21 protein-coding genes and 1 riboswitch are annotated in these 25,468 nt (G+C 56.6%); of the genes, 12 read left to right on the top strand and 9 right to left on the bottom strand.

All coding sequences use genetic code 11. From position 1 onward, the window contains the following. The first annotated feature begins 522 nt into the window (after positions 1–522). The 3 genes from CQ011_RS13975 (at position 523) to CQ011_RS13965 (ending at position 5,414) form a co-directional block, all read left to right on the top strand. Entirely contained in the window at positions 523–2,406 is a 1,884-nt protein-coding gene (locus CQ011_RS13975) for a BCCT family transporter (RefSeq protein ID WP_105678331.1), read from the top strand. A gap of 196 nt (positions 2,407–2,602) precedes the next feature. Next, the gene (locus tag CQ011_RS13970) at positions 2,603–3,817 is read left to right on the top strand and encodes an NAD(P)/FAD-dependent oxidoreductase (protein ID WP_105678330.1); all 1,215 of its coding nucleotides are present in this window, start codon (positions 2,603–2,605) and stop codon (positions 3,815–3,817) included. Positions 3,818–3,950: 133 nt separating this feature from the next. After that, positions 3,951–5,414 (top strand): hypothetical protein, encoded by a 1,464-nt coding sequence (locus CQ011_RS13965; RefSeq protein ID WP_286161207.1) that lies wholly within the window; start codon positions 3,951–3,953, stop codon positions 5,412–5,414. On the opposite strand, the gene CQ011_RS13960 is transcribed toward CQ011_RS13965, so the two are convergent. From CQ011_RS13960 to CQ011_RS13925, 7 genes are all read right to left on the bottom strand, one after another. Further along, complete coding sequence (locus CQ011_RS13960; protein ID WP_105678329.1) at positions 5,415–5,825, bottom strand: cupin domain-containing protein; 411 nt, start codon at positions 5,823–5,825, stop codon at positions 5,415–5,417. 25 nt (positions 5,826–5,850) lie between these two features. Next, positions 5,851–6,672 (bottom strand): IclR family transcriptional regulator, encoded by an 822-nt coding sequence (locus tag CQ011_RS13955; protein WP_286161206.1) that lies wholly within the window; start codon positions 6,670–6,672, stop codon positions 5,851–5,853. 55 nt (positions 6,673–6,727) lie between these two features. Then, complete coding sequence (locus CQ011_RS13950; RefSeq protein WP_105678328.1) at positions 6,728–8,071, bottom strand: MFS transporter; 1,344 nt, start codon at positions 8,069–8,071, stop codon at positions 6,728–6,730. Between the two features lie 189 nt (positions 8,072–8,260). Then, a complete protein-coding gene (locus CQ011_RS13945; protein ID WP_105678327.1) occupies positions 8,261–9,514 on the bottom strand; it encodes an aminopeptidase P family protein in 1,254 nt (417 codons plus the stop codon). 272 nt (positions 9,515–9,786) lie between these two features. Then, entirely contained in the window at positions 9,787–11,511 is a 1,725-nt protein-coding gene (locus CQ011_RS13940; protein ID WP_105678326.1) for a BCCT family transporter, read from the bottom strand. 1 nt (position 11,512) lies between these two features. After that, the gene (locus CQ011_RS13935) at positions 11,513–12,307 is read right to left on the bottom strand and encodes a creatininase (protein WP_105678325.1); all 795 of its coding nucleotides are present in this window, start codon (positions 12,305–12,307) and stop codon (positions 11,513–11,515) included. 282 nt (positions 12,308–12,589) lie between these two features. Continuing rightward, positions 12,590–13,249, bottom strand: a complete 660-nt coding sequence (locus tag CQ011_RS13925; protein WP_105678323.1) for a GntR family transcriptional regulator — start codon at positions 13,247–13,249, stop codon at positions 12,590–12,592. A gap of 151 nt (positions 13,250–13,400) precedes the next feature. On the opposite strand from CQ011_RS13925, the gene glyA reads away from it, so the two are divergent. The 6 genes from glyA (at position 13,401) to purU (ending at position 20,758) form a co-directional block, all read left to right on the top strand. Then, positions 13,401–14,717, top strand: coding sequence for a serine hydroxymethyltransferase (gene glyA, locus CQ011_RS13920; RefSeq protein WP_105678322.1), 1,317 nt, complete (start codon positions 13,401–13,403; stop codon positions 14,715–14,717). Between the two features lie 2 nt (positions 14,718–14,719). Continuing rightward, positions 14,720–15,937, top strand: a complete 1,218-nt coding sequence (locus CQ011_RS13915; protein WP_105678321.1) for a sarcosine oxidase subunit beta family protein — start codon at positions 14,720–14,722, stop codon at positions 15,935–15,937. A gap of 18 nt (positions 15,938–15,955) precedes the next feature. After that, the gene (locus CQ011_RS13910; protein ID WP_105678320.1) at positions 15,956–16,255 is read left to right on the top strand and encodes a sarcosine oxidase subunit delta; all 300 of its coding nucleotides are present in this window, start codon (positions 15,956–15,958) and stop codon (positions 16,253–16,255) included. Continuing rightward, complete coding sequence (locus tag CQ011_RS13905; protein WP_105678319.1) at positions 16,252–19,155, top strand: sarcosine oxidase subunit alpha family protein; 2,904 nt, start codon at positions 16,252–16,254, stop codon at positions 19,153–19,155. Before CQ011_RS13910 ends, CQ011_RS13905 begins: the two co-directional genes overlap by 4 nt. Beyond that, positions 19,148–19,768 carry a sarcosine oxidase subunit gamma gene (locus CQ011_RS13900; RefSeq protein WP_105678318.1) on the top strand — a complete coding sequence of 207 codons (621 nt, stop codon included), beginning with the start codon at positions 19,148–19,150 and terminating at the stop codon, positions 19,766–19,768. The genes CQ011_RS13905 and CQ011_RS13900 overlap by 8 nt, the downstream gene beginning before the upstream one ends. A 129-nt stretch (positions 19,769–19,897) precedes the next feature. Next, complete coding sequence (gene purU, locus CQ011_RS13895) at positions 19,898–20,758, top strand: formyltetrahydrofolate deformylase (RefSeq protein WP_105678317.1); 861 nt, start codon at positions 19,898–19,900, stop codon at positions 20,756–20,758. A gap of 69 nt (positions 20,759–20,827) precedes the next feature. Here the strand turns inward: purU and CQ011_RS13890 are convergent, their stop codons facing one another. Continuing rightward, positions 20,828–21,343, bottom strand: a complete 516-nt coding sequence (locus CQ011_RS13890) for a hypothetical protein (RefSeq protein WP_105678316.1) — start codon at positions 21,341–21,343, stop codon at positions 20,828–20,830. A gap of 10 nt (positions 21,344–21,353) precedes the next feature. After that, positions 21,354–21,469: riboswitch (SAM riboswitch) on the bottom strand. A gap of 270 nt (positions 21,470–21,739) precedes the next feature. Here CQ011_RS13890 and CQ011_RS13885 point away from each other — a divergent pair. The 3 genes from CQ011_RS13885 to CQ011_RS13875 all read left to right on the top strand — a co-directional run bounded on the left by CQ011_RS13885 (position 21,740) and on the right by CQ011_RS13875 (position 24,867). Then, positions 21,740–22,702: a GDSL-type esterase/lipase family protein gene (locus CQ011_RS13885; RefSeq protein ID WP_146112629.1), complete on the top strand. Its 963-nt coding sequence runs from the start codon at positions 21,740–21,742 to the stop codon at positions 22,700–22,702. A gap of 211 nt (positions 22,703–22,913) precedes the next feature. After that, complete coding sequence (locus tag CQ011_RS13880) at positions 22,914–23,405, top strand: universal stress protein (protein ID WP_105678314.1); 492 nt, start codon at positions 22,914–22,916, stop codon at positions 23,403–23,405. Between the two features lie 61 nt (positions 23,406–23,466). Beyond that, on the top strand, positions 23,467–24,867 hold the full coding sequence (locus CQ011_RS13875; protein ID WP_105678313.1) for a mycothione reductase: 1,401 nt from the start codon (positions 23,467–23,469) through the stop codon (positions 24,865–24,867). Here the strand turns inward: CQ011_RS13875 and CQ011_RS13870 are convergent. Further along, complete coding sequence (locus CQ011_RS13870) at positions 24,864–25,187, bottom strand: CHY zinc finger protein (protein WP_105678312.1); 324 nt, start codon at positions 25,185–25,187, stop codon at positions 24,864–24,866. The two genes, CQ011_RS13875 and CQ011_RS13870, sit on opposite strands and share 4 nt — an antisense overlap. Positions 25,188–25,468: the final 281 nt, after the last annotated feature.

Below are 25,468 nucleotides of genomic sequence, written 5' to 3'. Positions count from 1 at the left end.
CAGCTCCGAGGAACTACCGCAAAAACCATTGCCGAAGCTGTGGGTACTTAGCACTGTACCGGCCATTGGGTCTGCGCCACCATGTTTTAGTTTGGAAATTTTCGGTCTTCCTTCGCAGCAACGTGTAGCCGCCATGGGCCGGAGAATCGCGTCCGTTTGCTGGACCATATATCGCGGATCGCATCGAGCAGTTGAATAAATTTATGCTCAATATTCTGATGTTCAAATTCGTCGAAAGGTGTGTGGGCGGCGCTGAAATTGCGTACCGTGGAAGGTGAGAAGATGGCCGCCCCTGATTCCGAATATTAACAAAGCGCCAAGTCATCTTTCACTTGGGATCAGTAGGATGGAGATCTGATGTAATGCATACGAGCCTGTGAGTCGGTAAGTAAAGTATCTGCCGGTTCAGCGAATCCGGTGCCGTCGATGGGACCTAAGTACCAAGAAGCCCCTTGTTTCTGCATCGGATGCAGGCAAGGGTATTGAAATAAGTGCAGCAGTCGTAGCGAGGGAATGATGAGGATGACAAAGAATATAGACGAGGTTGAACCTCCCGGAACGAATGATGTGCAAGGCATGGACGAGCCGCTGGAGGACTCACCACACACTGCGCCGATCCCGGTGCACATGCATATTGCGGAGGATGATACCGACGCAGAAATTACGGCTAAGCTCCGCCGACAAGGTGTGCGTCTGGGCAAGGGTGGGATCGCCCCGGCGGTTTTCTGGCCAGCACTGATCGTAATTGTCGCCGTGGCGGCCTTCGCCATAATCTTTCCTAACGTGGCCGATACAGTCTTCAATGCGGTCCAGAACTGGATTGTGACGAATCTGGGCTGGTACTACATGTTGATCGTCGGTGGCTTCGTGGCGCTGGTGATCGCAATCGGATTCTCCAAACTAGGACGGATTACCTTAGGCAACGATGGTGAGAAGCCCGAATACGGTCTGTTCAGCTGGTTCGCTATGCTCTTCGCCGCCGGCATGGGCATTGGTCTGGTGTTTTACGGTGTCGGGGAACCGCTGATGTACGCAACCGTGGACCCCAAACCAGGTTGGGAAGGCACCGAATCAGAACTCGCGGGACTGGCCATGGCTCAGACCTTCATTCACTGGGGACTGCATCCTTGGGCCATCTACGCGGTCATCGGGCTCGCCTTAGCCTATGCAATCCACCGTCGTGGCCGTCCGGTCTCCATCCGTTGGGCACTGGAACCGTTGCTCGGCGATCGGGTCAAGGGCTGGCTGGGCGATGTAATCGATGTGCTTGCCATTTTTGGCACCGTCTTCGGTGTGGCCACCTCACTGGGTTTGGGCGTGCAACAGATCAGCTCGGGTATGAAAGCCATAGGGTTGGTGGATTCGGTAGATAATACGCTGCTTGTCATATTGATCGTGGTCATCACATTCCTGGCCACCATGAGCGTGGTCAGTGGTCTTGGTGCAGGCATCAAGTGGCTGTCGAATATCAATCTATCCATGGCAGGCTTGCTGATGATTAGTGTGCTGTTGCTGGGCCCAACTTTGTTCTTGTTCCAGAACTTCGTCCAGTCCTTCGGCGTGTACCTAGCTAACTTAATGAGCATGACCTTCGACGTAGGAGCATTCCAGCAGGGCGAAGAATCGCAAACCTGGTTCTCCAGCTGGACGGTCTTCTACTGGGGTTGGTGGATCGCCTGGGCCCCATTCGTCGGTATCTTCATCGCCCGTATTTCACGCGGACGCACCGTGCGTCAGTTCGTCACCGGAGTGCTGCTGGTACCGACCATTGTGGGGTTCCTTTGGTTCTCCGTAATGGGCGGATCAGGTCTGTTCCGCCAGTTCTTTGGAGCCGGCGACATGGTTCAGGACGGCGCAGTCTCCGCCGAAGGATCCTTGTTCCAGATTTTGGGGGATCTGCCGTTCGGAACAATCTTGTCCGTCATGGCAATCATCTTGGTCGCAATCTTCTTCATTACTTCTTCAGACTCCGGCTCGTTGGTCGTCGATATGCTCGCCTCCGGCGGACACCCGAACCCGCCAACTTGGTCACGAATTTTGTGGGCGGCGCTTGAAGGCGTTCTGGCCGCGGCCTTGTTGATCGCCGGTGGTCTCCAGACACTGCAAGCTGGCTCTCTGGCCACGGCATTGCCATTCAGCATCATCTTGATTTTGATGGCGGTGGCCACGATTAAGGGACTGCGCTACGAAAACCGCGCGCTAGAGCTCAGTGAGCAGAAGGTCAGGTTGGATCGGGTTACCGAACACATCTCCGACGAGCTCTGGGGCACCTTGGAGGATCAGCCAGAACTTCGCCGCTACGTTGATGACCGCATCGACTACCGGGTTTCGCGTACCAAGGGAGTTTTTGGCCGCCGCGATGAAAACGGCGCCAAGACATTCCGTAAACGAGGTGACGAACAGTAACACCCCGAAGGGGTAGGCCCTGCCCAACCGGCGAGCTGCGCGCATTGAGCGCGCGGTTCGCCGGTTTTGTCATTTGGGGCACCTGAGATGGACTGATCTTGCCAACAGTGGCATCCGGGTGTGAAGATCGAGGTGACAGCACTAATCACTGTCAGGGGCGAGCTATTGACCACTGACAGAAGCTAAGGGGTGTTCAATGGGACAGGATTCAATAGTCATCGTTGGTGGGGGCCTTGCCGCCGCTACGACCGTGAATGAACTGCGCGAGCAAGGGCATACGGGAACGATTTCGCTGATCGGCCAGGAACAAGAACTTCCTTATGAAAGACCTCCGCTATCTAAGGGGTACTTGCAAGGCAACGACAAGCTTGAGGACTTTACGGTCAATCCGGCGTCGTGGTACCAAGAGCACAACGTGCAATTACACCTCGGGGTACGTGCCGAAAAAATAGACCGCGAAAACCAGCAGGTAAGCCTGAGCGATGGAAGCACCGTGGACTATGACCAACTGGTTTTGGCCACCGGAGCCCGCCCAAATCTTGGTGGAAAGCAGCCTTTCGAAGGCCATGATCTGCCCGGTGTCCACCTGTTGCGTACCGTGGAACAAGCTAAGGCACTACGCGAAACCTTGAGCGAAGATACCCAACTAGCGGTAATCGGTTCGGGCTGGATTGGTATGGAAGTAGCCGCCAGCGCACGTTCGCGTGGTGCACGAGTCACCGTATATTCCCCGGACGAGGTTCCGCTAGCCAAGGTTTTTGGCGACCGGTTCGGACATCACCTGCTCGAATTGCATCAACGTAATGGGGTAGATGTGCGCACTGCTACTCGAGTTGATTCGATCCAAGAAACCGATGGTCATCTGGAAGTGGTCAGTAGCGCCGGAACTAGTCGCGCCGATGTGGTGTTGCTAGCCATTGGAGCAGTACCTAATATCGAGCTAGCCCACGAAGCAGGACTTAAAACGGAGCGTGGGGTAATCGTTGATGCTTCATTGCGCAGTTCTGATCCAAAGATCTTAGCCATTGGGGATATCGCCGAAGCCTTCAATACCTCCCTGCGTCGCCAGCTTCGGGTAGAACACTGGGATAACGCGATCCGGCAGGGCAAACTTGCCGCCGCAACCCTTCTCGGCCAAGACCAAAATTATGATTGGGCGCCGTATTTCTTTACCGATCAATTTGATCTGGGTATGGAATACGTGGGCTATTCAGCACCCGAGGATATCAGCGTGGTTCGCGGCGATACCGAGACGGGGGAGTTCATTGTTTTCTGGTTGAGCGAAGGCAAGGTCACCGCGGCGATGAACGTGAATATTTGGGATGTGAACGACACCCTGCGTGGGTTGCTTGGTCGGAGCATTGGTCACGAGCGGCTCACCGATCAGTCGGTGGACTTAACCGATCTCTAAATGCAGTCGCCCGCAACCTTTAGTTGCGGGCGGAACTGCTTTTATTAAAGAGTTAGCACATTACCGTTTGCGCTGTGGCTTGTGGAACTATTGCTGAGACACTTCTTTTGTCCAGTCGTAAGGAATATTTTCAGTGAAACGCGCACTGTCGCTGCTCTTCGGCATTATTGTCCTGGCCATCTTGGCCCTTCCACTATTGGACCCGCTGACCAGGGCGAGGTTGTTCACCGGGATCATCTTCGGCGGTGGACTGAAACTAGCCCTAGCCGCGGTCGGCATTTTGCTGATCCTGATTGGCCTTGGGACGAAAAAATGGCTTCTGAAGCTCGGGGTGGTCATTGCGCTGTTGGCTATTCCGGTGGCGTTCGCCGCGAATTGGTCTTCGCAGGTTGCCTTACGCGATTCGGTGAAAGAAGTTGCGCCCGAAGAAGAGCTGCTTCCGCAGACCGGACTGCGTGCACCTTATCTAGTTGCTGAACGCCAAGCATCGTCCAATAGCTCCGGCACCGTGGGTGACATTAGCGGAACCACCTATTTGGCAGGGGATAACAGCTACTCGACTCTTGTCGAACGTCGCGGGATTTTCCGCCCCGGATATGAGACTGCCATCGTGCAGAAACTCGCGCTCACCGGACAGGCTAAAGGCGAACGTTGCGATTTTAATCCCGAAGCTAATAAACGGATAGACGGTATCTTCGGCAATAGCCTGACGCGGGCCATTGCTTCAATCGACAGTGGGCTCATCGCCAAAAAAGACGATGTCTGGGCATACTGCGAAGCGGGGAGCCCGCAAATCGTCGTTCCGGTCACCAAGCTCACCAATTGGTTAGCTCCTTATGATGTTCCTGCAGGAGTGGTGATCTATGACGGAAAAACCAATGCCTTGGAATATAGGAAGGATGTGGCTACCGGGGAACTACCTGGTCCTGCCATCTCAATTTCGCAATCACGACGCGTGAACAAGTCATTGGAGACACTGAACGGAAATTGGTGGACCACCAAAATTTTGAAGTCCACAGGCATTACCGATGAGCCCAAGGATGAAGACGACACAAATTTGGGTAGTCACTCAAACTTCAGTCTGAGCTACGGGGAGCAACACTACGGTTTCTTCTCACCCTTTACCTCTCGTGCTTCCTCACGCACCATCGATCAGGTGGCGGTCTTGGATAGCTCGCAAGTCAGCGCCGGAAGCAACGCGAACGTCACGCTGCACACGCTAAAAACTCCTCGGCAATCAAATGCGGCGACCGCAGACAAGATCAAGGCCGACTATTCCTCACTCAGCGATTGGGCCACCGGTATGACCGTTATGGAGATCGTTCCGGGTGGCGAAGGGGTGTGGCATGCGAGTATCGGTCAGAAGCAGAACGTAAATTATCGTGTCCAGCTGAACGCCGACGGATCTTCATGCTTATTGACCGCAGCAGGTGAGAAGCTTCGGTGCTCCTCCGACGCCGGGCAGAACTCGGGATCCGAACAAGAAGGTGAGCAATCAGGGGACCTCTTAGACCCCTCAACGCTAAGCAACGATGAGCTCAAGAGCCTGCATGAGGCCATCGTGAAGGAATTGCACAACCGAATTCCCGCCCAGTAATTATTCGGGTAGTTCAGCACGCAGTCGCTGTGAAATCTGGTGGGACCCGTAGGGCGATAAGTCTGTTTCGCCCGGCGGGCCCCACACCACCAGTACCCGAAGGTCGGTGTTGCCGGTATTTATCAGCTCATGTACGTCTTGGGGGCCAGCGAGCACCGAATCTCCAGGACCTACCTCGTAGGTCTGTGCGCCAACGTGCATGCGTCCGGTACCTTCCAGAACCTGATAAAACTCGACCAACTGTGCGTCTTCGCCGTGTTGGTGCGAACCTTCAAAACCACCGGGCGGGATGACCCACGTTTGAATTGCAACTGGCATCCCGGTCTGGCCAGCAAAATGATGGTGCATCACCATTTGGCTACCCTCGTGTAAGCGGTAGGTGAAGCCGTGGGCATCACGTTTCTCAAGCATTGCTGTTCTCCCGGTTTGGCAGGCGCTAGGCAGGCTGATGTGCGTAGCCCATGCGCAAGGAAATTTTCTGTGCGGTTTTTACACACGAGTCGATGAGTTCCTCAAGAATCTTAGGAGTGATTCGATAGAACGGAGCGGCGATAAGTACGCAGGCCACCAAGTTTCCGCGATGATCAAAGACCGGAGCCGCGACGCCGACCTCTTCGGTAGAAGTTTCGCCGTAGTTCACCGCGTAGCCCTGAGTACGAGCCACACTGATACGTTCGAGGAATTGCTCAGCACCGAGTTGCTCGGGCAGTTGAATATTTCCCGACGCGATTAGCTCGCGCGTACGCTCGGGGGATTCGTAGGCTAAGAATAATTGGACTGTGGCGCTCAACCCGGTGTCGTACCGACTTCCCATCGCAGAGGTGTGTTTGACCGGTCGAGGAGAAGGGATCTGTTCTACCGAGACGGATTCATTGCCGTCCCAAATGTTGAGTACCGCGGTCTCCTGGGTTTTCTCGGCCAAGTATTTCAGCGGTGGGTAAGCGGCTTGACGCACATTCAGATTGGCTAGAAGCGGTCCGGCAATAGCGATCAAGCCGAGCCCAAGTCGGAACTTACGTGTCGGCTCATCACGCTCCACCACCCGTTCTTGCACCAAGGTGGCAAGAATCCGCGACACGCTTGATTTGTGTAGTCCCACTTCGGCCGCGATTTCGGTGACACCTACTAGTTGCCGCTCGACGGTGAAGCATCGCAACACATCGATGACATTAACGATGACCGAAGCGCCGCGATTATCGGCGGTTCGCTCTTGTTCCCCGCGTGGCATGTCGTCTTCGGTGTCTTGTGATGCAGTCATTATTTCCTTCTTTACTGACCGGTGGCGTTCCTGTTTATCCTAGTCGCAAGAATTTCTAGGTCAGCGGCTTCTTACTGGTTTCGACGGAGAGCGCAACTGCAACGAGTGACACGATAGCTGCGGCCATCAAATACCAGCCCGGCGCGAGCACGCTACCGGAGGTAGCGATGAGCAAAGTTGCGACAAATGGAGCGGTGCCACCAAACAGTGCATTGGATAGATTGAAAGAGACTGCGAATCCCGAGTAGCGGACACGGGTTGGGAACATCTCTGCGAGGAAGCTTGGCAAAGTTCCGTCATTGAGCGTCAACATCGCTCCCAGTAGAACTTGCACGAGCAGGATCATCGCGAAGTTTTCCGTTTCGAGCAACATAAATGCCGGAACCGTAAACAGGATGAAAAGAACCGATGCAGTCATGAGTACACGACGCCTACCAAAACGGTCAGATAACATCCCGGTGATAAAGATGAATCCGATATAGGTTGCCAACGCTACCGTCGTGGCGAGATAGGCCAAAGAGCTAGCTAGGCCCAGCTCTTGGGAAAGATAGGTGGGCATGTAGCTGAGAATGACGTAGAACCCCACCGCATTAAGAAGAACTGCGCCAGCGGCTAGGAGAAGCTGTTTCCAGTGGTTACGGAAAAGCGAAGAAACTGGAGTCTTTGACGCGCTCTCATCCTCAGAAAGTTCTAGGAATACCGGCGAATCTTCTAGCTTGGTTCGTATGTAGCGGCCAATCAGACCCATTGGTGCGGCCAGCAAGAACGGGATGCGCCAACCCCAACTCTGCATCTGTTCCGGATCCAAAAGTCCGGTAAGCAATGCTGCCATGAGTGAGCCTAGAAGCAACCCTGCCGCCGTACTCGCGGGTACAACAGCCGCATAAAGTCCGCGGCGGTTGGCTGGAGCATATTCGACGAGGAAAGCGGAAGCTCCGGCATATTCGCCAGAAGCAGAGAAGCCTTGGATCAGTCGCAACGCAAGCAACAGCAGGGGAGCTGCAACGCCTATGGTGAGATATCCAGGCAACAGTGCAATTGCGAAGGTCGCGCCAGACATCAGTAGGATTGACCAGCTCAGTGCCTCGCGTCGACCAATACGGTCACCGATGTGGCCCCAGACGAACCCGCCCAGTGGGCGGACTAAGAAGGAAATAGCGAACAAGCCAAAAGTCAGTAGTAACGCTGTTTGAGGGGCCGACTCGGGGAAGAACACTGCTGCGATGGTTACTGCCAGATACCCGTAGGCCGCGTAGTCGAACCATTCCACAAAGTTTCCGATGAAGCTGGCCGCTACGACCTTGCGTCGGATTTGAGGATCTATGGTGTCGGCTGCTGATGCACCTTTATTCAGGGCTGCCGGTGTTGTCGATGATGTCAATTCATTGGGCTGGGTCATCAGAAATCGCCTCGGTAAGGGAAGCGGCTCGGGCTCTTGGCTACGTTGCCGCTGAAGGGATACGGAGTGTCCAAACGTCTGGGGCGTAAGGACTTTGGGGCAGCGCCCGTGCTTGCTGCGAGACTACTAAAAGAATGCCCGTGGGGTGGGTCGAAGACACCAGACCCACCCCACGGCTACCGCACGCGGTTACGCGTCGATGATGTTGTTTTCCGGACCGAAGCCGAACTTGGTGATGTTCTCGACTCCGCCGTCTTCGCCGATGACCAAGATGTCGTGCTCGCGGTAACCGCCGGCACCTGGCTCGCCGTCGGCGACGGTGATCATTGGTTCCATTGAAACGACCATGCCTGGCTCCAACACGGTGTCGATGTCTTCGCGCAGTTCCAGTCCGGCTTCGCGGCCGTAGTAGTGCGAGAGAACGCCGAAGGAGTGTCCGTAACCGAAGGTGCGGTTAGGCAGCAGGCCGTGGCCGATGAAGATTTCATTCAGCTCCGCGGCGATGTCCTTGCACACTGCACCCGGCTTGATCAGTTCCAGACCACGCTTGTGCACCTCGACGTTGACGTTCCACAATTCCAAGCTGCGTGCATCTGGTTCACCGAGGAACAAGGTGCGCTCCAACGCGGTGTAGTAGCCACTGGTCATGGGGAAGCAGTTCAGTGAGAGGATGTCGCCGCGCTCAAGCTTGCGGGTGGTGGCCCAGTTGTGGGCGCCGTCGGTGTTGATGCCGGACTGGAACCAGACCCAGGTGTCGCGCACTTCGCGGTGCGGGAAGGTCTTAGCGATCTCATGCACCATAGCTTCGGTACCGATCAGTGCGACCTCATATTCGGAGATACCCTCGCGGATCGCAGCCTTGATGGCTTCACCGCCGAGGTCACCGATGCGCGCACCATGCTTGATGACCTCGATTTCCTCGGACGACTTGATCATGCGCTGGCGCATAGCGTCCTGCGAGACATCAACCAGGGTGGCACCGTCAAAGGTTGCCTGGATCTGCTGACGGGTCAGGCCTGGCAGGAAGTCATCTTCCACGCCGATGCGTGATGCCTTCACCCCGTCGCGCTTCAGTGCTTCCTGCAGTCCGTAGAAGAAGTTGTCACGCTTCCAGTCGGTGTACACGATGTTCTCGCCGTAGCTGGTGCGCCATGGCATGCCGGCGTCGATATTCGCGGTGACGGTGGTGGAGTTGGACTGGGTGACCACCAGTGCGTAGTTACGACCGAAGGTGGTGTACAGGAAATCCGAGTAGTACTTGATGCCGTGGTAGCTGGTCAGGATGACAGCGTCTAGGGACTTTGCTGCCATGATCCGGCGCAGGCCGGACAAGCGACGCTCGAACTCTGCGTCCGAGAAAGTGAGCTGCTGCTTCACGCCGTTGTGTAGGGTCTTCAGGCGTGCCAGTTCAGAAACGTTAGTGGCGATGTTTGAGGCGGTCATGGTGTTGGCTCCTTGGAGTAAATGAAGTGTCAAGGGAAGCCGGCCCAATCAGAAGGATTGCGAGGATTCATGGGAATCGCCGGAGAAGAATATACGTGTTGCGCTGACTGCAACGCCGTTGCAAATAGATTATGTGTGTCTCAGCTCACTGTCAAGAGGTGAGGTCGATTTAGTGAAATATTGCTGCGAGTTCAAAATGAACTAAGCCGACAAAGGCCGTGGAGCTCGGTTTTTCAAGCGCCACGGCCTTCATCTATTTGGGTGTCGAAGTACTAGGACTGTGCTTCGGGATGCTGATCCGTCTTGCGGATTGCCCCCTCACCATCGGGATCCGGGACAAAGACCAGGGACGGATCTGGATTGTTAATGTCCTTCTCTAGTTGCCTGATCGCCTTGTCGCGTTTAAGTAGCCGGCGAATCAAGTTGATGATCATCAAGATGATCACGAAGGAGAACGGGAACGCGCCGATGATCGTTCCGGTTTGCACGGTATCGACTACCGCAGTTCCTCCCATGGTCAGCAACACGGTGGTCACCGTCGCCACGGAAAGTACCAGGACTACGCGGAAGACAGGGCCTGATTTACCCGGTGCGGAGACGAACTCGCTCAGTGCATAAATTCCGGAGTCCAGCGAGGTGACGTAATAGGTGGCAACCAAGATCGTGGCAATCACTAGCAAGATGGTGCCGATAACCGGCACCGAATCGAGCATGACGAATAATCCTGAGGAAGTATCCGCTGCTACCGCATCACTAATTGAGCGGTTGGACTGGTCATCGTAGTAGATGGCAGCCGAGCCAATGATGGCTACCCAGACCATGACGATCAAAGAAGGGATGATGGTGACGCCCAGGACGAATTCGCGGATGGTGCGGCCGCGCGAAATTCGGGCAATGAAGCCGGCAACGAATGGTGAGAACGCGATGACCCAGCACCAGATAAATACCGTCCACCAGCCATTCCAGCTATCTTGCCAGCTATCTATGGTGGTCGCTGCCAGGCCTGAATCGGTCCACAAACTCATACTTGCAAAGTTCGTGAAGAAGCTTCCAAAGGTCTGCGACATATTCGAGATAATGTACAGCGACGGTCCGAAGATCAGCACGGCGGCGAGCAAGACAATACTCAAAATTGAGTTCAGCCCACTAATTCTTGCCATGCCTTTATTGATTCCAACGATGGCGGAGATGGAGGTGATGCCGGCGAAGATCAAGATCACCATGAACCACATCATGGGGCTAGCGCTCAGCCCGGTAAAGGAAGAGAGCCCCGAAGAGAATTGCATGGCCGCAAAGCCGAAGGATGTTGCCAGGCCAAGTACCGTGGCGATAATCGCCAGTAGCTCGACCACAACACCGGCCCCGCGGCGGGACCATCGCGGAAGAATGTCAACCGTAGCCTCACGGAAAGTCAGAGTCTTACCTAGGTTGTGGTGTGAGTAGGCCAGGCATACGGCCACCGCACAGTACATCGCCCAAGCGGTCAGACCCCAGTGGAAGTAGGTCCATACGATGGCGCCTTCTTCTCCGCCACCGTTGGCTCCCGCGGGGATGACGGGATTTTCATCGCGCAACATGATTGGTTCGGCAACTGACCAGAAGATCAGTCCAATTCCCTGTCCGCAGGCGAAGAGCATTGAATACCAGGCGAATTTGCTGTGCTGTGGTTTTGCTTTGGGTCCGCCAAGGCGAATCTTTCCTACGCGACTGACGGATAACCAGACGCATACGCCAACCGTAAATACCGAGTAGAGGACGAATAGCCAGGTAAATTTACCGGTCACAAAAGTGCGCATCTTCGAGATTGTGGCGGAAGCAGCCTCTGGGTTACCAAGTACCCAGATCATGACGGCAACGATGAGTACCGGTGGAATAACCCGGATCAGTAAACGATCTATCGGCGGAATATGCCGTCCCATGAAACGTGGAAGTTCTACCGGCTCTTCCTGGGACTTGGCGTTATCGACGCCTTGGGGAGTTGCTTTGTCCAATGACATGTTAGTTCACCTCCAAGGTGATATCGCCAAGCAACAATTCGCTCTTGAGCGCATCGGCAACCTGCGTGGTCACCGTCGTGAAAAGCAATTCACCACGTTCGGCGGTGGCACCTTTAGCAGATGAGAGGCAGCCACTGGGTGGGGTACGCGAGGGATCTTCGGGGAAGACATCGTAGGTGGTTAGTTGTGCAGGGGGATGATCGATGACTCGATCCATGTTGACCAACGTTGGATGCAGTAACAGCATGAGCGAAGTTTCTAGAATTCCGCCGTGCTCTATATCCCATCCGAGGAACCCGTCGGGGAAAACCTTGGAAAGCGTGTCCTCATCGACGAAGTCCCAATAGGAAAGAAGGACTGCGCGAGCTGAGGAGCCGGAGGCCCTGCTTCGAGCGACCGCATTGTCTAGGCCCTCGTAGATGAATTGGTAGTTTTCGAAGTGGCCGTTAAGGATGACAACGTTCTCGAACCCCTGGGCGATAAATGAGGCGACCACATCATCAACCATTTGGCTGAGCGAATTTCCGCCGAGGCTGGTGGTTCCAATGCGATGGTTTCCACCACCGGAACGCGGCTGAGATTTGTATCCGTAACTCAGTGCCGGCGCGACAAGTGCGCCGGTCTTCTCGGCGACGGCGCCGGCAATAGACCGTGAAAGCATCGCGTCGACGCCTAGTGGCATGTGGGGGCCGTGTTGTTCGGTGGCTCCCGCAGGGATGATAATTGTCGATCCGGCTCGGGCCACGTGCTCGGCGTAAGTTTGGGCATCAATTTCGTCGATGAATACTGAATGCATTGAGATCTCCTAGGCCCGTGGAGCACAGGTAGTGCCAGCGAGGCGTGTGTGGTCTTATTCCGGAGTGATGGTTGCGTTACCTGCAACACTGTTGCAATGAATCATGACAGTGGCGTCGGTCACAGTCAAGCTTTTAGGCAATAAGACTAAGGTCCACTGGGTCGGCATGGCTGCGCGGCCGGGATCAGCGCTTCTCACTGTGCACGCTGAGGCGGGTGGTCACAAACGGCAAGGGACCCACCTCATGGAGGTGAGTCCCTTGGGGAGTTGGAGATTCGCTCTTTAGAGAACCGCGCGCACCGACTCTTCAAAATGCACGATGTGCTCCAGTGCTAACTCTTTAGCTGCGTGCGCATCCCCATCCAGGATTACCTGAAGCAAGCTAGCGTGTTCTGAAATATGTTCTTCTACCGTCGGCAAACGATCAAGTGCCATGCACCAAATTCTTGTAGCCAGATTGTCTAGACGGATCAGCGTCTCTTCTAGATGGTGGTTGCCGGCCGCGCGGTAGATGAGTCGGTGTACTTCAAGATCGTTTTCCATGAGTTCTCGGCGCGCGGTGTGTGAACCCAATGATCCGACGGCATCAACTGTTGTTTGTATTTCGGCGCGAACGATTCCGCCGCGAAGATTCGCAGCTTTCTGCGCAGCGAGTGGCTCTAACGCCTTGCGAACTTCGGTAATGGCGGCCAATTCGGTGATGTCCACTCGGGTCGCAAAGGTGCCTCGTCGCGGGTAAGACTGCACCAGGTGATCTACTTCTAGCCGCTTGAGCGCCTCGCGAAGTGGCGTGCGTCCGATGCCCAGTTCATCAACTAGTTGCCCCTCATTGATGGGTTCGCCAGGGGCGATGTCCATCATGATCAGACGATCACGAAGGACAAGGTATGCGCGTTCGGCCAGAGATTCACTACTGCTAACGAGCTGTGCTGTCGTGGTCATTACGTGTCTGCTGCCTTTGCTTTATTCTGTCCGTTTGTTACCTGTCGAAGTAATTTCGACTAACTCATTGACCGGGCTGTGACTTCCATCATACAGTGAGAAGCAGATTGATATATCAGTTGTCGGCAATTCATACATTTAGGAATGAGTCATGACTTTAGCTACCTCTCTTGCAGCGACATCGCTGACCGAGGACCTTGGGACCTTAGATCCTGAGATTGCGCAGCGTATCGATGCCGAGTTGGCTCGTCAGCAGCGTGGTCTGGAAATGATCGCTTCGGAGAACCACACGGCGCAGGCAGTAATGCAGGCCCAAGGTTCGGTACTGACTAATAAGTATGCCGAGGGTTACCCAGGCCGCCGTTACTACGGCGGCTGCGAGGAAGTTGACGTTGTTGAGACGTTGGCTATTGAGCGTCTGAAGGACCTGTTTGGTGCGAAGTTCGCTAACGTGCAGCCTCACTCCGGTGCCCAGGCTAACGCGTCGGTGTATCACGCATTGGTCCGTCCGGGCGATACCGTGCTGGGTTTGAACCTGGCTCATGGTGGTCACTTGACTCACGGGATGAAGCTGAACTTCTCGGGGCGCTTGTTCAACATCGTTCCTTATGGTGTGGATGAGAACACCTATGAGGTGGACATGGATGAGGTGGAACGCCTCGCAGTGGAGCACCAGCCGAAGATGATCGTTGCTGGTTGGTCTGCTTACCCACGCCAGTTGGACTTCAAGCGCTTCCGCGAGATCGCTGACAAGGTCGGCGCGTACTTGTTCGTGGATATGGCGCACTTCGCTGGTCTGGTCGCAGCAGGGTTGCATCCTTCGCCAGTACCACATGCGCATGTGGTCACTTCCACTACGCATAAGACTCTTGCTGGTCCTCGTGGCGGCATTATCTTGTCCAATGATGCGGATATTGCGAAGAAGTTGAATTCTGCGGTGTTCCCTGGTCAGCAGGGTGGTCCGTTGGAGCATGTGATCGCTGGTAAGGCTGTGGCGTTCAAGATTGCTGGTACTCCGGAGTTTAAGGAGCGCCAGGAGCGCACCTTGGCTGGTGCAAAGATTCTTGCTGAGCGTCTGACTCAGGCGGATGTTGCGGCTAAGGGTATTAGTGTGTTGACCGGTGGTACTGATGTGCACCTGGTGTTGGTTGATCTGCGTAACTCGGAGCTTGATGGTCAGCAGGGTGAGGATTTGTTGGCTCAGGTGGAGATTACGGTGAATCGTAATTCGGTGCCGTTTGATCCTCGTCCGCCGATGACTACTTCGGGTTTGCGTATTGGTACTCCGGCGTTGGCGACTCGTGGTTTTTCTGAGGCTGCGTTTGTTGAGGTTGCGGAGATTATTGCGCAGACCTTGATTGCTGGCGCTGATGGCAATACCGCCGCACTTCCGGCCCTCAAATCTCGCGTCACCGCTCTGGCTGACGCTCACCCGCTCTACCCAAATCTGCCGAAGATCGGAGAATAATCATGGCTGACTTGCTACCTGAACACCCAGAATTCCTCTGGAACAATCCGGACCCGAAAAAATCCTATGACGCTGTGATTGTTGGCGGTGGCGGACATGGACTGGCCACCGCTTACTACCTAGCCAAGAACCACGGCATGACCAACATTGCCGTGTTGGAAAAAGGCTGGCTGGCTGGCGGCAACATGGCCCGCAACACCACCATCATTCGTTCGAACTACCTGTGGGATGAATCGGCAGGTATTTACGAGCACTCTCTGAAGCTCTGGGAGCAGCTACCCGAAGAGCTGGAGTACGACTTCCTCTTCTCCCAGCGCGGAGTAATGAATTTGGCCCACACCCTCGGAGACGTCCGCGAGTCGGTGCGCCGGGTTGAAGCGAACCAGCTCAACGGTGTCGACGCCGAATGGCTGACCCCAGATCAGGTCAAGGAAGCTTGCCCGATCATCAATACCAGTGACGATATCCGTTACCCGGTCATGGGTGCCACCTGGCAGCCACGTGCGGGCATTGCCAAGCACGACCACGTGGCTTGGGCCTTCGCTCGTAAATGCAACGAGATGGGCGTAGACCTGATCCAGAACTGTGAAGTCACTGGAATTATCAAGGACGGCAATAAGGTCACCGGGGTGAAAACCAACCGTGGCACCATCCTGGCCGGCAAGGTCGCCTTGGCCAGTGCAGGCCACTCCTCGGTGGTGGCAGAGATGGCCGGCGTGGATCTTCCGATCCAGTCCCACCCACTGCAGGCACTGGTCTCCGAACTCTTCGAACCGGTCCACCCTACGGTGGTCATGTCCAACCACATTCACGTCTACGTTTCCCAAGCACATAAGGGAGAACTAGTTATGGGTGCGGGCATCGACTCCTACAACGGTTACGGCCAGCGCGGCGCGTTCCACGTGATCGAAGAGCAGATGGCAGCTTCCGTCGAGCTCTTCCCGATCTTCGCCCGAGCCCACGTACTACGCACCTGGGGCGGCATTGTGGACACCACCATGGATGCCTCGCCGATTATTTCCAAGACCCCGGTTGAGAACCTCTACGTCAACTGCGGTTGGGGCACCGGCGGGTTCAAGGGCACCCCGGGTGCCGGTTGGACCTTCGCTCACACCATCGCCAACGACGAGCCACACAAGCTGAACGCACCGTTCGCGCTGGAACGCTTCGAAACCGGCCACCTCATCGACGAACACGGCGCCGCAGCCGTGGCCCACTAAGAATAGGGGAACCAACTCATGATGCTGATTGACTGCCCAAACTGCGGGCCACGCAATGAAACAGAATTTAAGTTCGGGGGACAGGCGCACGTCGCCTACCCGGCGGACCCCCATGCGCTCAGCGATAAGGAATGGGCTCAGTTCCTGTTCTACCGCAAGAATCCCAAGGGCATCAACGCCGAACGGTGGGTTCACGCAATGGGTTGCCGCAAGTGGTTCAACGCCCTGCGCGACACCGTCACCTATGAATTCAAAGCCATTTACCGAGCCGGCGAAGAACGCCCGGCACTACAAAGCACCGACGGAGGCACCCGATGAGCAACACCGGTTCATACCGCTTGGACGCCGCGCAGGCTGCCGGCGCCCGAGTGAACTTCGAGGAAAAACTCGACGTCACCCTCAACGAACAGCCACTGGCAGCGCTACGTGGTGACAGCCTAGCTAGCGCCATGCTCGCCTCCGGCATCCGCCGGGTGGGGGACTCGCTCTACCTCAAGCGCCCACGTGGCATCTTTGCAGCTGGGGTGGAAGAGCCAAACGCGCTGGTCCACGTGAACGCCCGTCACGCCAAGGACGTCGGCGAATCGATGCTGGCAGCTCCCGTGGTCACCGCGGTTAATGGGCTCAGCGCCCGCACACTGTCTGGCTTGGGCACCATGGATCCACGCAAGGATGAGGCCTACTACGACCACGTACATGTGCACACCGATGTGCTCGTTGTGGGCTCAGGCCCGGCCGGCCTAGCCGCAGCCCGCGAAGCATCGCGTAGCGGAGCCCGAGTGATGCTGCTCGACGAGCGTCACGAAGCCGGCGGCCGGTTACTTGATGCGGCTGATGAGCGGATCGACGGCATGGATGCTCGGGACTGGGTTGTGCAGACCACCGCAGAACTAGCGGCGGCCGAAGAGACCACTCACCTGCAGCACACCACCGTACTGGGTAGCTATGATGCGAACTACGTGATCGCCGTGCAGCGCCGTACCGCACACCTCGATGCGGCTGCCGCCGACGGTGTGTCACGTGAACGCGTCTGGCATATTCGCGCAGGCCAAATCGTGCTCGCCACCGGCGCACACGAACGCCCGATGGTCTTTGAGAACAACGACCGCCCAGGCATTATGCTTGCCGGTTCGGTGCGTTCCTACCTGAACCGTTACGGTGTCCGGGTTGGCCAGCAGATCTTGGTGGCCACCACCAATGACTCGGTATACCCACTGGTGACCGAGTTGGCTTCCAGCGGTTCGGTGGTTGCGGTCATCGATGCCCGTGAAAACGTCTCGGTTGCCGCCGCGGAAGCGGTTGGCGCCGGCGTGCGAGTGCTCACCGGATCGGTCATCGTGGACACCGACGCCGGAAGTAACGGCGAACTGTCCGCCGCCTGGGTGGCAAGCCTGGATGCACAGAACAACATCGGTGAGGCTACCCGCTTCGAAGCCGATACCCTAGCGATTTCCGGCGGCTTCAACCCGGTAGTGCACCTGCACTCCCAGCGTCAGGGCAAGCTCGTCTGGGATACCACCGTGCACGCCTTCCTCCCGGATACCGCGGTGGCTAACCAGCACCTAGCCGGTTCACTCACCGGACGCTTCGATACCGCCGGCGCACTATCTACCGGTGCCAGCGCCGGTGCGGCGGCAGCTAGCAAAGCAGGTTTTGACACCGTCGCGCGTATTCCCCAAGCCATCGAGGAAACACTCGGTGAAACCCGCCCGGTGTGGCTGATCGCCTCACGCCACGGCGAAGACGCGGTGCACTACAAATTCCACTTCGTGGACCTGCAACGCGACCAGACCGTCGCCGAGGTGCTGCGCTCCACCGGGGCCGGCATGCGCTCGGTAGAACACGTGAAGCGTTACACCTCGATCTCCACCGCTAACGACCAGGGCAAAACCTCCGGCGTGGCAGCGATCGGCGTGATCGCCGCGGTACTAGGTATCGAAAACCCTGCAGAAATCGGCACCACCACCTTCCGCGCCCCCTACACCCCGGTGTCCTTCGTGGCACTTGCCGGGCGTAACCGCGGTCAACTGCTCGACCCTGCTCGCATCACCGCGATGCACTCCTGGCACCTTGACCAGGGCGCAGAATTTGAAGATGTGGGTCAGTGGAAGCGCCCCTGGTACTACCCACAGGCCGGTGAAACCATGGATGAAGCGGTGTACCGTGAATGCGCCGCGGTACGCGAATCGGTGGGCATGCTCGACGCCAGCACACTGGGCAAAATTGAGATCCGGGGCAAGGACGCAGCAGAATTCCTCAACCGCATCTACACCAACGGCTACTCCAAGCTGAAGGTTGGCATGGGCCGCTACGGTGTCATGTGCAAGGCCGACGGCATGATCTTCGACGACGGGGTGACCCTGCGTCTGGCCGAGGACCGTTTCTTGCTGCACACCACCACCGGTGGCGCCGCAGACGTGCTGGACTGGATGGAAGAATGGGCGCAGACCGAATGGCCTGAACTAGATGTCGTCTTCACCTCGGTCACCGAGCAACTGGCCACCGTTGCGGTGGTTGGCCCGAACTCCCGCAAGGTGATCGCCAAGCTGGCCCCGAACCTGGACGTCTCCAACGAGGCATTCAAATTCATGGCCTTTGTGGACACCACCTTGGAGAACGGCACCCCGGCCCGGGTCAGCCGAATCTCCTTCTCCGGTGAATTAGCCTTCGAAATCGCGGTGCCAAGCTGGTACGGATTGCGCACCTGGGAAGCGGTGTACGCCGCCGGTCAGGAATTCAACATCACCCCGTACGGCACCGAAACCATGCACGTGCTGCGCGCCGAGAAGGGTTTCATCATCGTCGGGCAGGACACCGACGGCACGGTGACCCCGCAGGATGCCGGCATGGAATGGGTTGTTTCCAAGCTCAAGGACTTCATTGGTAATCGTTCCTTTAGCCGCCAAGATAATCAGCGCGAGGACCGCAAGCAGTTGGTCTCCGTGTTGCCGGTGGACAAGTCCCTGCGATTGCCAGAAGGCGCGGCCCTCGTGTCCGCGCAGGCGCTGAGCGAAAACGGGATCACCCCGATGGAAGGCTGGGTCACCAGCTCCTACAACTCCCCAGCACTGGGCCGCACCTTTGGCCTGGCACTGATCAAGAACGGGCGCAATCGCATCGGCGAAGTGCTCAAAACCCCATACGGCGGCCAGCTGGTCGACGTGGTGGTCTCAGAAACCGTCCTCTACGATCCGGAAGGCAGCCGCCGAGATGGCTAAGCACAGTGTTATCGAATCAACCACCGAGCTACGCCGCTCACCGGCAGCGCACCTCGACCAGCTCATGGCCGCAGCCACCGTTACCGGAGCACGTGCCGTCGCATTACGCGAGATTGCTTTCGCTACCCAAGTCTCGCTGCGTGCGGTTCCGGGCAGTGCTGGCCATCAAGCGTTGGCACAGGCTACCGGTGTGGGCTTGCCGGAAAAGGTAGGCCAGGTAGCCGGAGAGGTGTCAGGCACCGCGGTGCTCTGGTTGGGACCGGATGAATTTTCGGTCTTCAACGCCGCCGGCGAAGATCTGAGCCCCACCTTGGAAGCTGCCTTGGCTGAGCATGAAGGCCAAGTCACCGACCTGTCGGCAAACCGTACGGTGCTTGAGCTCACCGGGCAGGCAGCATCCTTGGTGCTCCGCAAGAGTTGCCCGGCAGACCTGCACCCACGCAGTTTTGCGGTCAACCAAGCCATCACCACCACGCTGGCTAACGTGCCCATCTTGCTCTGGCGCACCACCGAAAATGGTTGGTACCTGATGCCACGCGCATCATTCACCGAGCATGTGGTGCATTGGCTGGTCGACGCAATGAACGAGTTTGCTTCGGAACCGGTAATCTAGCCACAGAACGACCACCACCTCCCAAGCCCGCTTGGGAGAATGGTTGCAACCGTTGGGTCGGTCCACACGCTGGGCCGACCCAATAGTTGCTTGCACTAGGTTTCAATGACGAACCATGGAAGGACCTTGATGGGCGACCAGATCCGACACGTACTAACGTTGCAGTGCCCCGAGGGCATGGGCATCGCACACGATGTCACCGGCTTTTTAGTAGAACACGAACGCACCATCGTTGAGCTGAAACAGTATGACGATATGTCCTCCCAGCGCCTTTTCATGCGTGTGGACTTCGCCGGGGACGACGTCCCTGGGCTGCTGGAAAAGATGCGCGAAGAATTTGGGCCGATCGCCGCAGAGCGCCAGATGGAATGGCAGCTACGTGAGCGCGGACAACGAACCCAGGTGCTCATCATGGTCTCTAAATTTGAGCACTGCCTCAACGACCTGTTGCACCGGGCGCACACCGGATCGCTGCCTATTGACATCGTTGGTGTGGTCTCAAACCACCCGGATCACCGTTCGCTGGTGGAATGGCACAAGGTACCTTTCCACCACATCCCGGTTACTAAGGACACCAAGCCTGAAGCCGAAGCGAAGTTGGAAGAGATCATCGACGCGACCGGCACCGAACTGGTGGTGCTCGCACGCTATATGCAGATCTTCTCTGACGAGCTATCCACCAAGCTTTCGGGGCGCACCATTAACATCCACCACTCCTTCCTGCCTTCCTTTAAGGGAGCCAAGCCGTATCACCAGGCTTGGGACCGCGGAGTGAAAACCGTGGGTGCTACGGCGCACTACGTGAACGCAGAACTGGACGAGGGACCGATTATTGCCCAGCAGGTCCAAGAGGTGGACCACACCTACACCGCCGAAGATTTGGTGATCGCCGGGCGCGATACCGAGGCCAAGGCGCTGTCCAATGCGGTGAAGTGGCACTGTGAAGGACGCGTGTTCCTCTGGGGCAACCGCACCGTAGTGCTGCGCTAAATACTGGTCAGAATTTGATGCCCGGCACATAGTGCCGGGCATCAAGTTTTGGGTTAACGTCTTACGTAGCTATTTCTGGTCGCCGCCGGTGTTGAGGAAACGCCTCAACGCACGGGTCGGACCGACCTTCTGAACCAGATATGCGAAGTCGGACCACTGTTCGGGGATCAGCTGTTGGCTGTCTGAACCCCACAGCCCGCCGTCGATATTCAGTGTTCGCAGCCGGTCATGCAGTGCGAACTCACTGGCCAGATCCGTAGCGTCTTGCAAGGCGGTGTCCACCGCACCTGGCAGCAGCGAAAGAATCAAGGCGAACAATTCTGGGTTCACCCCAACTTTTTCCCACCGCTGCGCATAGTCGCGCCAGAGCTCAGAACGCAGTGCCGAGGTTCCATGAAGCAAACCGCGACTGACACTGTTCAGACCCATAAACTGGGAAAACTTATTGTCGTAGGGTCCCGCCGGAGTGTAGTTGTGCTCTAGTAGCACCGCGGTCCACCGGCGCTCCCAGGCCAGCCTGGAATTTTTAGCTGCTAGCTCGGTTTGTGGCAATCCATATGCGTCAATTAGCTCTGAATTAGACATGGTGGTTCCTTTCATCAACTTGTCCTCGAATGTTCACCGCGGACCGGTTCTTCCCCTGGGGCACCCCACTGATGGAGGAGGGTTGCCGCGTAGTCAGCCAGGTACTTACGACTACGGCTCTTGAACCTGATAAACATCCTAAGCTAGTGCACCGACACTTTAGCTTGATCGGTTTTTGTCGCGCCCATGGAACTCGGTATTGATCTTCACCGGCATGAAGATTCGGCGTAGGATATGGCAAACGTAGCCATGGGTCTTTATCTGGTTGCGTGTGTGTCATCCGGTGCTGTTTTTGCCCGGTGGTGGCCTTAGATCGTGGGGATCAAGGGCTTCGGGAATTCGCACCCTAAGGCATAATCCCATGATGGTGGCCCGGCCGTACGGGCAATTCGCGCCGTGTTCCAGACACTGCGCACGCTGGAAACAGGGGACAATCCAATGAACGGCATCAAGAAGTCCAGATTATTGACGCTCATCACCGCCGGCATCGCTAGTGCCGGCCTCATGGTGGCCGGCATGGCACCGGCCACGGCACTTACTCCAACCACGCGAAGCCATAGCGACGGGGTCATCAACTACGTAAATTTGGGTGATTCGTATTCTGCCGGCTTCGGCTCGGGATCTATCAAACCAGGTCCCTTAGACAGTTGTTTCCAAGCCACCGGCCCATCACACGTGACCAAAATCGATCAGTTGCCCGGCGTAGAACTCACCGCGGACGTGTCCTGCGCAGGGTTTAACACTGCACTGATTGCACAGGCCGCCTCCTTGATAGCACCAGAACTGGCGGAAGCAGATCTGGTGACCCTGACCTTGGGCGGAAATAATCTGAAGTGGGGTGAAACCGTCGCGGCCTGTGCCAACGGGAGCACCGCCGAGGCGTGCCAGGCGATGCTGGCGAGCGGCTACGCGTCCATGCCGGCGCTGCGTGCGGATGTACGATCCACGCTCAAGCAGATCGATGCGGCTACCAGTGCGAAGATCCTTGTGCTGGGATATCCGCAACTGTTCACCAGTTCTCACGGTGACCAGCCTTTGATTACGGCCAAGAATGCACGGGCACTGAATAAGCTAGGAGACGCGCTTAACCGAAATATCAAGGCTGCCACTAGAGACACGGACAGCTCCTTCGTTTCGGTAACCGGAGCGTTTATGAACCATGGACTGGGTGCCACCCAACCTTGGATCAGTTTTAACCTGGCCAACCTTGAAGACCCGTTCAACTTGCACCCAACCTCCACCGGTTATCTCCACGGATACTACCCCGCGGTCAAACGCCACATTAACCTGAAAAAATTGGCACATCACGACCGGTATCAGCACGAGCAGAAGAATTCACACTCGGGCCATCACGGCTAAAATCGAGCGCGAGCATGTTGGGGTTCCGGAGAATGTCCGGGACCCCAACACCATGACTTTAAGCCGGTGTAGTCTAGTCCGGTTAGGCCGCTCTAGAGGTTTCCAGACTTTTGCAGACAACGTAGAAACTCCCTGTCATAATGGGTTTAACGGCGAAAGTAAGTCGTGAGTGAAGCCGAAGATCAACTCGGCCTGATCAGTGGGAGTACAGATGACCGAGCGTATTTTTCTCGTTGGTGTTGAGCCTGGACAGTCGCCTTCGGTGCTGGAAGCCGTCATTGGACTGGCAGCGCCGACGGACACAAAAATTATGTGCATCTACGTAGATTCCGGACGTTTTGTCACCGAGCGGCTACCCACCGGAGAAATCATCGCCGACACCACTTTCGACGGCGAAGAACAGATCCCACAGGATTTCTCTCCAGACCTGGCTGCACAACTCACCGCGTCCTTCGAAGGCCACAACGTGCGCTGGGAAGCTCGCAGCGTCGCTGGAGATCCGGCCAAGGCATTGGCTCGCGTTGCCAAACAGCTCGACGCCCAGCTAATAGCCATTGGCACCCGGCGACCGGGGATACGTAGCCGCATGGAAGAGCTCATGGACGGGTCAATCGCTGTCGCGCTGAGCCACAAACAAAGCCGTCCGGTCCTGGTAGTGCCGCAAAGCCCGCAACTATCTGATATCCCGGCCGAAGCGAAGTAACCTAGCTTCGCTTCGAGGCGAAAACTCGGTCCAACGTCTCGCGCTGAATTACGATGAGTCCATGACTTCGCACAACGTAGATCTCGCTATTATTGGCTCGGGTTCGGGCAACTCGCTAATTACCAATTACTGGGATGACAAGAAGGTGGCTATCGCCGAAGGCTCGACCTTCGGCGGTACCTGCCTGAACGTTGGGTGTATCCCGACGAAGATGTTCGTTCGCCCGGCCCATCTGGCGCGCGGTGTGGAAGAGGCTGCACGTCTCGGCGTGAAAATGTCGGTAAACAATGTTGACTGGCCAGCCATGCGTGACCGGATCTTTGGCCGAATTGATGCGATATCTTCGGGCGGTGAGGACTACCGTGAACGGTTAGAAAACGTTGAACTCATCTCCCAGTACGTCACCTTAGGGCAAGACAATACGCTGACCGCTCAGGACGGCACCACCGTCACCGCTAAGCAGGTCGTCATTGCTTCCGGCTCCCGCCCAAGCATGCCTGATATCGAAGGTATCGACCTTGACGCGGTGCATACCTCGGATAGCGTGATGCGTCTGGACAAACTGCCAGAGTCTCTGGTGATTGTCGGCGGCGGTTACATTGCCTGCGAGTTCGCCGCCATGTTCTCCGGGCTCGGCACCAAGGTCACCCAGCTGGTGCGCTCTGGTGCGTTGATGCGCCAGCTAGACACCGAAATTTCCGAAGCCTACAACAAGGAAGCCGCCGCTCACTGGACGGTTCGTTATCACACCGAGGCGCAGGCAATTCGTCAAACAGATTCCGGTCTGGATGTGGTTTTGGGTGATGAAACTCTGCGCACCGACGCGGTATTGGTCGCTATTGGGCGAATCCCTAACACCGATAAGATTGGTGCCAAACAAGCCGGGCTGGACCTCCACCAAGACGGCCGACTCAAGGTTGACGAATACCAACGGGTGCTACGCGCAGGTGAACCTGTCACCGGTCTGTACGCACTCGGTGACATTAGCTCCGCATCGCAGCTGAAGCATGTGGCCAACTACGAGGCACGCCTGGTCGCCTACAACCTAGAACACCCAGGATCTTTGCGTAAAAACTCAAACCGAGCGGTACCGGCTGCGGTGTTCACTCACCCGGAGATCGCAATCATTGGGCTCACCGAAGATGAAGCACGTGAACAGCTTGGCGCGGAAAACCTTACGGTGAAGACGCAGAAGTTCGGGGATACTGCTTACGGTTGGGCGATGGAAGAACAGACCGGATTGTTTAAGGTGTTGGCTGACAAGCGCACCGGCAAGCTGGTTGGTGCCCACGCGATGGGTCCTGAATCTTCCAACCTGATCCAGCCGGTCATCATGGCGATGAACCTGGATATTGACGCGCACACCGCGGCCACCGGTCAGTACTGGATTCACCCGGCGCTGATGGAAGTTGTGGAGAACGCGCTTCTCGGGTTGGACGTCCCTGACTCGGGCTTGCTTTAGACCTCAAAATACAGCTTAAGATGTAGCTTGCACCCTGGATTGAATAGCGCATCACAGGCTGGGCAAGTGTTCGTCTTGAGGTATTCGTTGACGCTTAGCTGCAGTGAGCAGACCCCGCAGAGTACTGCGGGGTCTGTAAATTTCTCGGCTGGCCACAGCACTACCGGATGCCCGGCAGTTTCTTCATGGCATAGGTGGCATGGGTAGTACTTACCGCAGCAGTAATGCTTGATCGCAATGACGTCGATGTCTTGGCGGTAGTGCGCGCACCGAGTCTGCGCATCTACGTCAACCCCATAAACCTCAGGTTTTTCACTCATGAGTTCTCCTGTCCCTACACCGAGACTACTTGTCGCTGAAGTCCAGGAGCCAAATTTTACGTTGCCTCGACGGAGGACAACTCGCTGTTTAGACGCAGCACGCGATCTCGGACATTCGACGAGCTGCCGACGCGTGGTGGGCGTGCTTTCAAGCTGTGTGGCTCTTAGCGTTCAGATGACCGCGAAGAGATGTCGGCATAAGTTTTCGCTGATTTCGTCAATCCTGACCATAACTCACCGGCCCACCGGCTCCGCTTATTGAACACTGCGCAGCTGCACCA

It is taken from the genome of Arthrobacter sp. MYb213 (genome assembly GCF_002979915.1).
Classification (GTDB): domain Bacteria; phylum Actinomycetota; class Actinomycetes; order Actinomycetales; family Micrococcaceae; genus Glutamicibacter.
This window is presented reverse-complemented; position numbering and strand designations above follow the sequence as displayed.

Bases quoted from the DNA above. Each gene is read 5' to 3' on its own strand.
- CQ011_RS13975 (WP_105678331.1), top strand. From the start codon at position 523: ATGACAAAGAATATAGACGAGGTTGAACCTCCCGGAACGAATGATGTG.
- CQ011_RS13970 (WP_105678330.1), top strand. From the start codon at position 2,603: ATGGGACAGGATTCAATAGTCATCGTTGGTGGGGGCCTTGCCGCCGCT.
- CQ011_RS13960 (WP_105678329.1), bottom strand. From the start codon at position 5,825: ATGCTTGAGAAACGTGATGCCCACGGCTTCACCTACCGCTTACACGAG.
- CQ011_RS13955 (WP_286161206.1), bottom strand. From the start codon at position 6,672: ATGACTGCATCACAAGACACCGAAGACGACATGCCACGCGGGGAACAA.
- CQ011_RS13950 (WP_105678328.1), bottom strand. From the start codon at position 8,071: ATGACCCAGCCCAATGAATTGACATCATCGACAACACCGGCAGCCCTG.
- CQ011_RS13945 (WP_105678327.1), bottom strand. From the start codon at position 9,514: ATGACCGCCTCAAACATCGCCACTAACGTTTCTGAACTGGCACGCCTG.
- CQ011_RS13940 (WP_105678326.1), bottom strand. From the start codon at position 11,511: ATGTCATTGGACAAAGCAACTCCCCAAGGCGTCGATAACGCCAAGTCC.
- CQ011_RS13935 (WP_105678325.1), bottom strand. From the start codon at position 12,307: ATGCATTCAGTATTCATCGACGAAATTGATGCCCAAACTTACGCCGAG.
- CQ011_RS13925 (WP_105678323.1), bottom strand. From the start codon at position 13,249: ATGACCACGACAGCACAGCTCGTTAGCAGTAGTGAATCTCTGGCCGAA.
- glyA (WP_105678322.1), top strand. From the start codon at position 13,401: ATGACTTTAGCTACCTCTCTTGCAGCGACATCGCTGACCGAGGACCTT.
- CQ011_RS13915 (WP_105678321.1), top strand. From the start codon at position 14,720: ATGGCTGACTTGCTACCTGAACACCCAGAATTCCTCTGGAACAATCCG.
- CQ011_RS13910 (WP_105678320.1), top strand. From the start codon at position 15,956: ATGATGCTGATTGACTGCCCAAACTGCGGGCCACGCAATGAAACAGAA.
- CQ011_RS13905 (WP_105678319.1), top strand. From the start codon at position 16,252: ATGAGCAACACCGGTTCATACCGCTTGGACGCCGCGCAGGCTGCCGGC.
- CQ011_RS13900 (WP_105678318.1), top strand. From the start codon at position 19,148: ATGGCTAAGCACAGTGTTATCGAATCAACCACCGAGCTACGCCGCTCA.
- purU (WP_105678317.1), top strand. From the start codon at position 19,898: ATGGGCGACCAGATCCGACACGTACTAACGTTGCAGTGCCCCGAGGGC.
- CQ011_RS13890 (WP_105678316.1), bottom strand. From the start codon at position 21,343: ATGTCTAATTCAGAGCTAATTGACGCATATGGATTGCCACAAACCGAG.
- CQ011_RS13880 (WP_105678314.1), top strand. From the start codon at position 22,914: ATGACCGAGCGTATTTTTCTCGTTGGTGTTGAGCCTGGACAGTCGCCT.
- CQ011_RS13875 (WP_105678313.1), top strand. From the start codon at position 23,467: ATGACTTCGCACAACGTAGATCTCGCTATTATTGGCTCGGGTTCGGGC.
- CQ011_RS13870 (WP_105678312.1), bottom strand. From the start codon at position 25,187: ATGAGTGAAAAACCTGAGGTTTATGGGGTTGACGTAGATGCGCAGACT.